The organism is Candidatus Clostridium radicumherbarum, assembly GCF_045310525.1.
Classification (GTDB): domain Bacteria; phylum Bacillota; class Clostridia; order Clostridiales; family Clostridiaceae; genus Clostridium_AT; species Clostridium_AT radicumherbarum.
On sequence record NZ_JBJHZY010000001.1, the window covers coordinates 1,787,197 to 1,799,717 of the forward strand.

The window sequence follows — 12,521 nt, forward strand, 5'->3', positions numbered from 1 at the left end:
GAAAAGCATAAATGAAAAAATACATTGGAGAAATAGGCCTTCTATTTGTAGCAATTATATGGGGCATGGGTTTTGTAGCATCGCGTTTATCTTTAGATTCAAAGCTTACTCCTTTTCAAATTATGACTCTCAGATTTTTTATTTCCACTTTATTAATGCTAATTATTTATAGAAAAAATCTTAAAAGTATTAATAGAAATTCTTTAATAGCTGGAATAATATTAGGTTTGTTACTTTTTGTAGGATTTGCTTTTCAAACAGTGGGGCTTCAATATACTACTCCTTCAAAGAACGCCTTTTTGACTGCTATAAATGTTGTAATGGTACCATTTATAGGTATCTTACTCTATAAGAGGTCTTTAGATAAATTTGGAATAGCAGGTGCAGTATTAGCCTGTATCGGTGTAGGCATTTTAACTCTTGATGGAGGATTTAATGTAAATAAAGGTGATATATTTACATTAATATGTGCACTTAGCTTTGCCTTTCATATATTTTTCGTAGGAGAATTTGTTAAAAAATATGACCCAATATTACTTACTACTTTGCAGCTATCTTTTGCATTTTTATTCTCCCTCATTGCAATTATTGTTATGGGGCAGACAAATATTCACCTAAATTCCAAGGGGATTTTATCAGTTTCATATTTGGGTATTTTTAGTACAACTTTAGCTTTTCTTCTGCAAAATGTTGCACAGAAATTTACAAATGAAACAAAAGCTGCTATTATACTATCTATGGAGTCGGTGTTTGGTTCTCTAGCATCAGTTGTCTTTCTAGGGGAACTTATGACAGTAAAAATAGCATTAGGATGCATTTTAATATTTATTGCTATTATTATTTCAGAGACAAAATTATCTTTTTTGCAAGTTGGTATATGGAAAAAAGATAATGTAATTCAGGAAATTATGGCGTATGATGATACCATTGATGATTAAGTTATAGGAAAAATAATTATTTATAGATAGGTGATAAGGAGTATGGCTATTATAAAGGATATTGCTGAAAAGGCTGGAGTGTCAATTACTACAGTATCAAGAGTATTAAATTATGATGAAACCTTAAATGTATCAGATGAAACTAAGCAGAGAATATTTGAAGCAGCTCAGGAACTAGAGTACATACCTTCAAAGCGTAAAAAGCACAGGAGAAAATTTAAAATAGGTCTTCTTTATTCCTATTCTCTTGAAGAGGAACTAGAAGATACCTACTATCTTTCTATACGTGTCTCAATAGAAAAAAAGCTATTATCAGAAGGAGCTAACATATTTAGAATAGGAAAAGATGATGATCTAGAAAAAATAAAAAATATAGATGCTATTATTGCTCTAGGAACCTTTAATTCTAATGACATAGAAAGAATAAAAAAATTTACAAAGCCTATAGTTTTTGTAGATAGTTCACCTAATGAGGATTTATTTGATTCAGTAATAATTAACTTTCCTCAGGCGGTAAAAAAAGCCCTTGATTACTTATGTTCGTTAGGACATACGAAAATTGCTTATATCGGAGGTATGGACTTTGACATTAATGGCAATAGGATTGATGACTTAAGGGAAAATACCTATACTAAATATATGAAAGAAAGAGAACTGTACAATCCTGACTTTATAAAAGTAGGTAAATATACTCCGAAGGATGGCTATAGATTAATGAAGGAAATCCTAGAAACTACAACTTTGCCTACAGCTGCCTTTGTGGCAAACGATTCTATTGCTATAGGGTGCTATAAGGCAATATATGAAAAAGAATTAAAAATTCCTGAAGATATAAGTATTGTTGGCTTCAATGATATATCCTCTGCGCAGTATATGATGCCTCCGCTTACTACAATTAAGCTACACATAGAGTTTATGGGTGAAACAGCAGTAGATTTAATTATAGAAAAATTGATGTCAGAAAGAAATATATGTAAGAAAATAACTATACCTGCTGAACTTATAATAAGGGAAAGCTGTAAGGTTATAGATATACCTAATACAATTAAATAAAATTTAACTACTATTAAATAAGTCAAGTGCCACCCACTTGACTTATTTATATTTGCATCTCTATAATATTAATATGGGGTGATTTTATGAATGCAGAAAAAATATGTCCGCTTTGTGGAAAAGAAAATAATTGTCAGCATGGTCAAGGTGGATGCTGGTGTGATTCTGTTGTAATACCTAAATATATAATAGATATGATACCCGAAGATAAGAAGGGAAAGGCTTGTATTTGCAAGGCGTGTCTAGAAAAGTATACAAAATAAAAATGCAAACAACAACTTGCAAGTTTTGCCCTGAGTTCTCAGGGTTTTTTATTCTAAAAAATTATTTAATTCATAATAGATATTTTACGGTATGTATAATATATTCTTAGCATAAGTATTTATTAATGGTCATATTAGGAGAAGACTACAATTTAAAGGTTATTTAATTTCAATCGAAAGGAGTGATGTTATTGTTAAGTAATGATACAAAAATAACAACATCCGATTACATAGAAACAAATAATATTAAAAGAATAAGTAAACTTAATAGTGCTGTTATTATACCTGCTTTAAACCCTACATCTAATTTAATTGACTTTGTTCACGACTTACTAAAAACAGGAGTTCCCTGTGTAATTGTAGTAAATGATGGCAGTGATACCTCCTTTAATGGTATTTTTACTGAGCTTAAAAAGTTTAATAAATGCACGGTTCTAGAGCACGAGGTAAACAAGGGTAAGGGTAGAGCCTTAAAAACTGCTTTTACTTATTTTACAGAAAACTACTCTTTTTTAGATGGTGTTGTTACTGCGGATGCTGATGGTCAGCATGCAATTAGTGATATTTGTAAAATAAGCGAGAAACTTACCAATACTCAAGGTTCACTTATTTTAGGTGTAAGAAATTTTAAGGAAAGTAATGTTCCTAAAAGAAGTTACATAGGCAACACAGTAACTAGCTGCATTTTTAAATTTTTATATAACAGTAATTTAAATGACACACAAACGGGACTTAGGGGTATACCTAAAAAAGAGCTTCCTTGGATTCTCCAATTAAAAGGGGAGAGATTCGACTTTGAAATCAATATGCTAATAAATGCAAGGCGCAATAATATAAATCTTAAAACTATACCTATACAAACCCTCTATTTCGAAAATAACTCTGGCTCTCATTACAGCACAATTAAGGATTCAATACCTATATTTTTAAAACTTATATCTGGGTTAATCCAATATTCAGGATCAACAATTGTATCAAGTATATTAGATGTTTCGTCCTTTTTTATATTAAATACAATTTTACTTTCAACTTTTCCTGCTGCTTTAAGAATATTCCTAAGTACAGTTATTGCTCGTTTAATATCCTCCATGTGCAACTATACAATGAATAGGAAATTTATCTTTTCAGATACTGGGAAGGTTTCAAGATCTGCAGTTCGTTATTATATTCTATGTGTTTGTTTAATGATGACCTCATATGGTTTAGTTTATTCCATTAGTCTATTTTGGAAAGTAAATGAATCCTTTATAAAACTTATTACTGATTTCATTTTGGGCTTTTTAAGTTATGAGGTTCAACTGCGCTGGGTATTTCAAAATAAGAATAATGAGGAAGGGTCTATCCATAATGAAGTAGCAAAAGATTATAGGTAGAAACTACTCTGTGTTCCCACCAAGGAGGTTAAAGTCCTAAATGGACTTTAACTAGGTATAAGCGCTAAATGGGCTTATACGGGTAGTCTGACGATGAGTAAACGGCAAGCTAAACTACTTAGTGTTCCGACTTTAGGAGGAAAAATGAAAAAACGATTTACAAAATGCTTTTTTAAAACCCTTCGTTTTATTCTAAGAATTTTAACGCCAGCTTATAAGGTATGTCCTTCTTCTAATATAGATTCTCCGGCGGTTTATCTAATAAATCACCAAAATACAAGGGGACCGCTGCTAAACGTACTCTGGTTTAATAAACCTGTACGGATGTGGGTACTTAGTGTATTTTGTAATCATAAAACCTGCTTTAGGCAGTATTATGATTATACCTTTACAAAGCGTTTTGGTATTCCAAAATTTATAGCTGCCATATTTGTATTCCCTTTATCTTTTATTGTATCAGCAATTATGCAGGGGATGGAGGCAATTCCAGTTTATAGACGGTCAAGGGAAATTTTAAAGACTTTTAGTGAAAGTATTAAAACCTTAATCAATAAACAAAGTATTATACTTTCTCCAACTGTTGACTATACAAATTCTATCTCCAATATGGGAGAAATGTATAAGGGTTTCTTAGATTTAGAAAAATATTATATTCGTGAGACTGGCAGACATCTTCCTTTTGTACCACTGCATATAAGTAATGACAAACGTACTATTTTTGTTGGTGAGCCAATTTACTTTGGCTCAGAGGAAGGATACAAGCAGGAGAAAGAAAAAGCTTTTATTAAATTAAAAAAAGAATTTTCTCGATTAGAAACTATATAAATTAAAAAGGACTGTCACGAAATAATTAATAATATGAAAAAATAGGTATAATATATAAGTAAAAGGTCAGATAAATTTTATTTGAATTTATCTGACCTTTTTAAACTTATTTATAGAATTAAAAATTTAATCTAATTTTAATATTATCTTTAAAATTTTTTAATTTATTTTATATATTATAAAGAAGCTAGCTTAGAGATTAATAAAATACATATTAAATATATTCTATATAGATAATATAAAGAATATAAAATTTTTTAATATTAGGGCGACAAATTAAAAGACTTTAAAGTTTTATTAGTTAGAGATGTAATTCAGAATGCTACGTTTATTGAAAGGAAGATTAAACAATGAATTTCCAAATTTTTAGACTTATAAATAATTTAGCTTATAAAAGCAATGCTTTGGATAAATTAATGATAATTTTTTCAAAATATGTTCCTTACGGTTTTATGGCTGCTTTGGCCTTAGTTTATATTTTGGGCATTACAAGCCATAACCTAGACTATAGAAAAGCGGCTTTCGGCACCTTTTTTATTACTGTTATCAATCTTGTTTTAGTTTTTATTATTGGAAATATATACTACGTTGACAGACCATTTGTTCATAATAAGGTAAACCTATTATTCCCTCATGTGGAGGATGCCTCTTTCCCAAGCGATCACGCTACTGGTACCATGAGCATAGCCTTAGGGCTTTCGAGGTATAATAAATTACTCAGCATAATACTTACCATATTATCTGTTGTTGTAGGCTTTTCTAGAGTATACGTAGGTCATCATTATCCTTTAGATGTTATTGGAGCATATGCTTTAGTTATTATTACAGCATATATTTATAACGCAAAATTAAGAAGCAAAGTAGAAAACCTATATGAAAAAGTAGAGAAAAAAATAATAAGATAATGGCTATCACATGAGTTATTACTTATTTTAAAAGATAAATGACTGCCATAAAGGCAGCCATTTGAATTATAAATTATTTTTATTTTATTACATAGTAATGTTCTTGTTATTTTCTTTAATTATAATAGCAGGCTCATTACTAATTTCTTCTAAGTTATTATCCCATAGATATTTTTTAGTTTCCTTTGCAATTATAGGGCTAAGTACCAATAGAGCTACTAGGTTTGGAATTGCCATAAGTCCATTAAACAAGTCAGCTAAGTCCCAAACTAAGCTTAGTGAGAATACTGAGCCAACAAAAACAAATATAACCCAAAGTATTCTATAAGGTAAAATTGCTTTTTTACCTAATAAGTATTCAATTGCTTTTTCACCATAGTAGGACCAGCCAAGAATAGTTGAAAATACAAAGGTTAATAAACCAACTGTTAAAATTATAGGACCTATAACTGGTATATCTGAGAAGGCTGTTTTAGTTAATGCAGCTCCTTTTAAGCCTTGCTGCCAAGCACCCGAATTTACAAGTACTAAACCGGTCATTGCACATACTACAACTGTATCCCAGAAGGTTCCTGTTGAGGAAACAAGGGCTTGTTTAACTGGGTTTCTAGTCTGAGCAGCGGCTGCAACTATAGGTGCACTACCAAGACCTGATTCATTGGAGAATAATCCTCTTGCAATACCATATCTCATAGCCATCATAACTCCAGCACCGGCAAAACCGCCAACTGCAGCTTGTGGTGAGAAAGCATCTGAAACAATTAAGCTAATTGTACTGCCAATAGTTTTATAACCTAAAGCTAAAAGTATTAAGCAGCCTAAAACATAGAAAATAGCCATAAAAGGTACTAGTATATCACAAACCTTAGCTATCTTTTTTATGCCGCCAAGTATAACAACTGCTGTCAATGCAGCTATTATTATTCCTGTTATCCAAGTAGGCAATTTAAAGGTTTCATAGGTCATTGCTGCCACTGAATTAGCTTGTACCATACAACCTATACCAAAAGCAGCAATACTTGTAAAGATAGCAAACAAAACTCCAGCCCACTTAGCCTTAAGCCCATGTTCAAGAACATACATAGGTCCACCTGCCATTGTACCATCCTTGGTCTTCACACGATATTTTACTGATAATAGAGCTTCGGAATATTTTGTAGCTATTCCAAATACACCTGTTAGCCAGCACCAAAGAACTGCTCCGGGACCACCCAGTCCCACTGCAGTAGCAACTCCAACAATATTACCAGTACCAATTGTAGCAGCTAGAGCCGTACATAATGCACTAAATTGACTTACGTCACCCTCTGCAAAATCGTCCTTTGTTACAGAAAGCTTAATAGCCTTGCCAATATAACGTTGAATGAATTTTAACCTAAAGGTTAAGAATAGATGAGTGCCGAACAATAAAATAATAAGCGGCAGACCCCATAGCCATCCATCAATCTGAGCTATTAGTTTTCCGAACGATTCCATAAAAATTCCCCCTCTTTTTTATTTATTTACAACTAAATTATACATTTAATTACCAATTTAATCAATTCAGAATTTACCGACAAATTAACACAATTTTTAAGCCAAGGGTTACCCACTTGGCTAATGGTGATTATATTAAAATATAAAGATAATAACAAAATATAAGAGCATAAGAGCAGCTCCCACGGGAACACCAAGTTTGGCCCATTCTTTGCTATTAATCTTAAGTTTATGAGCAGAAATAATGTTAGGAATATTTCCTGGAATAAGCATACCTCCGCTGATTAGAAGTCCCATAAGTACAGACTCAATTTGTATTGTAGTCATTTTTAGACTAATTTCAGCAGCGGCTAAAGTTGCATTATCTAAAACTGCGGAAATCATATTAATAAAATAGAGCAGTCTGCTATCTAAATTTATCACATATGTATCAATGAGTGGCTTAAAGCCTGCACCCAATAGCTCTAGTGCAAATATAAATAGAAATATTTTTAAGGCCCTAAATATTACTTCCTTATAGGTTTCATTTTCAATATCTGGATCAAGAAAATAATAATCCTCATCATGTTCATGATTTACAGCTTTAAAATCGTCATGTACCTTAACCTTATCAGGTTTAATTGTAAATGCGCCAAGTAGGCCCATTAGTAAAACTCCAGAAATAATATAAACACCTAAACAATCTGCGAGATACCAGAAGTTAGCATTAAGCTTTGAAATAACTATAGTTGCTAGTGGCTCTCCAACAGGGGTTAAAACCGCTCCAAGACCAATTGAAAAGCAGGCAAGTATAACAACATTTACCTTTTCCTTTCTTTTAATCGGCATAGCGTTAACTATTTCCACCAGTAATAAGGCAGAAATTATTGCAGTTATAACACTGGAGGCTAGCCCTAAAATTACAATTACTAAAAAAACAAAAACCCTAAGAGAAAGCTTTTTTAAAATAGTGTTTATAATCCCTTGAACCTTCTCCTTTAATGCTTTAAAAATTAGGCCAGCTATGAGAACAGCAAAAGTTATAAAATAAATTAACTTGTTTTGAAAAACATCTAATATTAGGTGGGTGCTTAAAACTCCAGAAACAATTGTTGCTGAAATTCCCATTAAGAAAAGAAAGATCTCCAGATTGTGTTCTACGATTTTAATTTTAAAAGGCAAAGTAAGCACCAATAATAGGATAATTACTAATCCTAAAAACATAATAATCACCACTTTCTTATATTTTTACACTACTATTTTAACATATTTTGGATAAAAATAAAGCTTGTTTAAAAAACTCTTAATTAATATCCCAATTTATTACCAAAATGATATAATGATAGCAATAAAATTCTAAATTTATTTTTACTTTGATAAAAGGTGAGGAGTAGGTTATAATTTTATTGTAACATAATGGAGGACAAAGTTCTAAAACGACTTTAACGTGTAACTTGTAAGTAGAAACGTAAAAACTTAAACTACCTTGTGTTTCCATAGAAGGAGGTTATATAAATGTACAGCTTTAAGAATGATTATAGTGAGGGAGCTCATCCTAGAATACTAAATGCTCTCCTTGAATCAAATATGGAACAGGTTGAAGGATATGGAGAAGACCCATATTGCATAGAGGCCGCTGAATTAATAAAGAAAAAAATTGGGCGCGAAGATATAGATATTCATTTTATGCCAGGAGGAACTCAAACCAATTTAACTGTTATTTCTTCTTTTTTAAGACCACATGAAGCAGCCATTGCTGCAAATACAGGGCATATACTGGTTCATGAAACTGGAGCTATTGAATATACAGGTCATAAGGTTATTTCTATAGCATCTAGTGATGGAAAACTTACTCCTTCGCTTATTAAGCCAGCCTTAGAGGCCCATACAGACGAACATATGGTAAAACCAAAATTAGTTTACATATCAAATTCTACAGAAATCGGAACTATATATAGCAAGAAAGAACTAGAAGAGCTAAGTAAATTCTGCAGAGAAAACAAGCTTTATTTATATGTTGACGGTGCTAGACTTGGGTCTGCACTTTGCTCAGAAGCAAATGATATAAAACTCTCTGACATGGGCAGCCTAGTAGATGCCTTCTACATAGGAGGAACTAAAAATGGTGCCTTAATAGGAGAAGCATTAGTTATTTGCAGAGATTCACTTAAAGAGGATTTTAGATTTTTTATAAAGCAAAAAGGGGCAATGCTTGCTAAGGGAAGGCTTCTCGGAATACAATTTCTAGAACTTTTTAAAAATGACCTATACTTTGGTTTGGCAAAGCATGCAAATGATATGGCAAACATACTAAAGGAAGGAATTAAGAAGGCTGGCTACGGATTCTTAATTGACTCTCCTTCAAATCAAATATTCCCTATACTTCCAAATAAGTTAATTGAAAAACTTTTAAAGAACTTTACATTTTATGTTTGGGAGAAGGTAGATGAGGAGAATTCCGCAATACGCCTTGTAACCTCCTGGGCTACTAATAGAGAGTATGTATTGGAATTTCTAGCAGCCTTAGAAAAATAAATCTTATTAAAACTAGATTTATTTAATAATCTTATATTGTTATTGTATTTTTCTTGAAATTGTCATATAATATATAAAAATCAATAATAAAATGCTTTGATGAGAAAGAGTAGAATATTAGTTATCTTTACAGAGAGTTCCCGGTTGGTGAGAGGGTCAAGAAACAATATTTGAATACGTCTCTGAGCAGAAGGCTGAATTAAATTTAGGCAATTCCTTAATTTAATAGGCTGATTACGGAGCCCTTCACCCGTTATAGTGATAGAGTATCGTTTAATTAAACTGTACTTGAAGAGGTTGATATGGTGACATATTAATGAATTAAGGTGGTAACACGGGATTTATGCTCTCGTCCTTTATGAAAATAAAGGACGAGAGCTTTTGTTTTTTTGCTTTTAATAAAGAGGAGGAATGAAAATGATTAGTATTAAGGAACAAATCAAAATAATAACAAAAGGTGCAGCAGAAGTAATTAATCTAGAGGATTTAGAAAAAAAATTAACGGAAGCACAAAAGGAAAATAGGGGACTAATAGTAAAGCTTGGACTTGATCCTTCAGCTCCAGATATTCATTTAGGCCATGCTGTTGTACTCAGAAAGATGAAACAAATACAGGATTTAGGCCATAAGGTTGTAATAATTATTGGAGACTTTACAGGCATGATTGGCGATCCTACAGGAAAGTCAAAAACTAGAAAACAGCTTACAAGTGAAGAAGTTTTGGAAAATGCTAAGACCTACGAAAGACAGATATTTAAGATATTAGACAAAGATAAAACAGAATTAACCTTTAATAGTCAGTGGCTTTCTAAGCTAAACTTTAAAGAAGTAATTGAGCTTGCAGGGAAATACACAGTTGCAAGAATGCTTGAAAGAGAAGACTTCAAAAATAGATTTAACAATCAGCAGAGTATTGGAATTCATGAATTTTTTTATCCACTAATGCAGGGCTTTGATTCTGTGGCTATAAATGCAGATATTGAACTTGGAGGAACGGACCAAAGATTTAATATTCTTATGGGCAGAACCTTACAAAAGGATTATGAAAGAGAGCCGCAGGTGGCAATTTTTATGCCTATTCTTGAGGGTATTGATGGCGTTAACAAAATGAGTAAGAGTCTTGGAAACTATATCGGTATTAATGAACCTGCTCAGGATATGTATGTTAAGACTATGCAAATTCCTGACAATTTAATAATTAAATACTTTGAACTTGCAACAGATATTCATCCGGACGAAATTGATAAAATTAAGGAAGAGCTTAAAAATGGAACAAATCCAAGAGATGTTAAAATGAGACTAGCTAAGGAAATTACATGCTTATACCATGGAGAAGCCGAAGCTAGGAACTCAGAAGAATATTTTAAAAGCCTTTTTCAAAAAAATGAAGTGCCTCTTGATATTCCAGAATATAAGCTTAAATCTGAAGAAACTTTAATAGAAATATTAATGAATTCAAATTTAATAAGCTCTAAAAGTGAGGCTAAAAGACTTATAGCACAGGGCGGTATTAAGCTTAACGGAGAAAAAATATTTGATGCCATGAAGCTTAATTTTAATAATAATGATATTCTTCAAGTTGGAAAAAGGAAATTTATAAAGCTATTACAATAAAGCAATGAATAATTTATAATCTATTGTATAAATAAATTGAAATTCCTATGAATTACCCATATAATTTAAGATAATTAGTATTATGAAAATATATTTGTTTAGGGGATAACAACAAAATGGTTAATTCAAAAGAGTGGAATTGGTCAGTAGTAAAGGATAGTTTCTGGACAAAGCCTTCTGAGGATGTCTTTTACTATGTGAATAGGTGGAAAAGACTAGGATTTTCAAAATTTTTAGATCTAGGCTGTGGTCTTGGCAGACACTCAATTTTATTTGCAGAAAATGGCTTTGATACTTACAGCCTGGATTTATCTGAAGTTGGACTAGATACCCTAAATAGTAAGGCTGAAGAGTTAGGCCTAAGCATTAAAACTGCTCTTGGCGATATAAATAAACTACCTTATACGGATAATACCTTTGACTGTTTACTTGCTTATCATGTTATATCACATACTAGTACTTACGGAATTGAAGCTATTATAAGCGAGATAAACAGGGTACTTAAAAGCGGAGGAGAATTTTTTATAACTCTATGTTCTAAGAACAGTCCATCTTTTACAAGTAAGAATTATCCAAGACTTGATGAGAATACAATTGTCAAGACAGAAGAACCAGAGGCAGGTATACCACATTTTTATTCAGACCTAGAAGGGGTTAAAAAGCTGCTTAGTAATTTCAATATTATTAGAATTAGGCATATTGAGGATATTTATGAGGATACCAGCGGCTGGCATTATTTTGTACATGGGGCAAAGAAATAGTGGAAAGTTTGATATAAATTGATATATTTGGGAGGTTTGTTATGGCAAGAAGAAAATGGACAAAGGAAGAAATAGAAGCATACAGGAAAGAGCATGGAGAAATTTTCTACTTTAATAGGGAGGACTCAAATTTACTAGTTCCTAAGGCTTATGGGATAGGTCGTACGCTTAACTGGGCGAACCCAATTTCAGGGATTCTTATTTTGGTTATAATTTGTTTTGTAATTTTCCGCAAATTTTATAGATAGTTAATGAAACATGCGAGGTTACTATTTAATCTCTTGGCAAAATATTTTAAATACTTTAGTCATCATATTTAAACGCCGCAAGCAGTAAAAGTTTGCGGCGTTTTAATTTAATAGCTAGAGTATGATATTAGGCCCTATATATGTTATAATTGTAATAATACGGAATCATTCAACATAAAACCTTTATATTAAAAAGGAGTAAATTTATCCATGATTAATAGAATTACTATTTTCATTATTCTTGTTATGCTAATTTTTACTGGATGTGCAAAAGTGCCGACAAAAAAAGTTTCAACAGAGGCAGAAAATACAATTAAAAAAATTTCTATGATTTATGGAGAACCAAATCCTGAAATCACTTTAATTGAGGTTACAAAGCAAGAAAACACATTTAAACCTATGTACATAGTATCAATAATAGGTAAATTTCAAAAGGGAGTACAAAAGGCTAAAAAACTTCAATTTTCAATAACTAAAGATGGAAAAGAAGTTTGGGCCTTTGAATCTGATGGTTGGAATGATTAGCATTTATTTGAAGAAGAAAATATTGA

General features: G+C 31.7%; 13 protein-coding genes and 1 other annotated feature. Of the genes, 11 read left to right on the forward strand and 2 right to left on the reverse strand.

The features are described from left to right. Positions 1-11: 11 nt before the first annotated feature. The 6 genes from ACJDUH_RS08585 to ACJDUH_RS08610 all read left to right on the forward strand — a co-directional run bounded on the left by ACJDUH_RS08585 (position 12) and on the right by ACJDUH_RS08610 (position 5,357). A complete protein-coding gene (locus ACJDUH_RS08585) occupies positions 12-938 on the forward strand; it encodes a DMT family transporter (RefSeq protein WP_406764737.1) in 927 nt (308 codons plus the stop codon). A gap of 42 nt (positions 939-980) precedes the next feature. Beyond that, positions 981-1,991, forward strand: coding sequence for a LacI family DNA-binding transcriptional regulator (locus tag ACJDUH_RS08590; protein WP_406764738.1), 1,011 nt, complete (start codon positions 981-983; stop codon positions 1,989-1,991). An 86-nt stretch (positions 1,992-2,077) separates the two neighbouring features. Then, positions 2,078-2,254 (forward strand): cysteine-rich CWC family protein, encoded by a 177-nt coding sequence (locus ACJDUH_RS08595; RefSeq protein ID WP_406764739.1) that lies wholly within the window; start codon positions 2,078-2,080, stop codon positions 2,252-2,254. Between the two features lie 191 nt (positions 2,255-2,445). Next, complete coding sequence (locus ACJDUH_RS08600) at positions 2,446-3,627, forward strand: glycosyltransferase (protein WP_406764740.1); 1,182 nt, start codon at positions 2,446-2,448, stop codon at positions 3,625-3,627. A gap of 144 nt (positions 3,628-3,771) precedes the next feature. Then, entirely contained in the window at positions 3,772-4,452 is a 681-nt protein-coding gene (locus ACJDUH_RS08605) for a hypothetical protein (RefSeq protein ID WP_406764741.1), read from the forward strand. 350 nt (positions 4,453-4,802) lie between these two features. Next, on the forward strand, positions 4,803-5,357 hold the full coding sequence (locus ACJDUH_RS08610) for a phosphatase PAP2 family protein (protein WP_406764742.1): 555 nt from the start codon (positions 4,803-4,805) through the stop codon (positions 5,355-5,357). 87 nt (positions 5,358-5,444) lie between these two features. Here ACJDUH_RS08610 and ACJDUH_RS08615 read toward each other — a convergent pair whose 3' ends face one another. After that, positions 5,445-6,833, reverse strand: coding sequence for an alanine/glycine:cation symporter family protein (locus ACJDUH_RS08615; RefSeq protein WP_406764743.1), 1,389 nt, complete (start codon positions 6,831-6,833; stop codon positions 5,445-5,447). Between the two features lie 135 nt (positions 6,834-6,968). After that, positions 6,969-8,036 (reverse strand): DUF1646 family protein, encoded by a 1,068-nt coding sequence (locus tag ACJDUH_RS08620; protein ID WP_406764744.1) that lies wholly within the window; start codon positions 8,034-8,036, stop codon positions 6,969-6,971. A 291-nt stretch (positions 8,037-8,327) separates the two neighbouring features. Between ACJDUH_RS08620 and ACJDUH_RS08625 the strand changes: the two genes are divergently transcribed. The 5 genes from ACJDUH_RS08625 (at position 8,328) to ACJDUH_RS08645 (ending at position 12,495) form a co-directional block, all read left to right on the forward strand. Continuing rightward, on the forward strand, positions 8,328-9,347 hold the full coding sequence (locus ACJDUH_RS08625) for a threonine aldolase family protein (protein ID WP_406764745.1): 1,020 nt from the start codon (positions 8,328-8,330) through the stop codon (positions 9,345-9,347). Between the two features lie 87 nt (positions 9,348-9,434). After that, positions 9,435-9,707, forward strand: a binding site (T-box leader). Between the two features lie 57 nt (positions 9,708-9,764). Further along, positions 9,765-10,961 (forward strand): tyrosine--tRNA ligase, encoded by a 1,197-nt coding sequence (gene tyrS, locus ACJDUH_RS08630; protein WP_406764746.1) that lies wholly within the window; start codon positions 9,765-9,767, stop codon positions 10,959-10,961. 116 nt (positions 10,962-11,077) lie between these two features. After that, on the forward strand, positions 11,078-11,722 hold the full coding sequence (locus ACJDUH_RS08635; RefSeq protein ID WP_406764747.1) for a class I SAM-dependent methyltransferase: 645 nt from the start codon (positions 11,078-11,080) through the stop codon (positions 11,720-11,722). A gap of 41 nt (positions 11,723-11,763) precedes the next feature. After that, positions 11,764-11,970, forward strand: coding sequence for a DUF5808 domain-containing protein (locus tag ACJDUH_RS08640; protein ID WP_406764748.1), 207 nt, complete (start codon positions 11,764-11,766; stop codon positions 11,968-11,970). A gap of 210 nt (positions 11,971-12,180) precedes the next feature. After that, positions 12,181-12,495 (forward strand): hypothetical protein, encoded by a 315-nt coding sequence (locus ACJDUH_RS08645; RefSeq protein WP_406764749.1) that lies wholly within the window; start codon positions 12,181-12,183, stop codon positions 12,493-12,495. Positions 12,496-12,521: the final 26 nt, after the last annotated feature.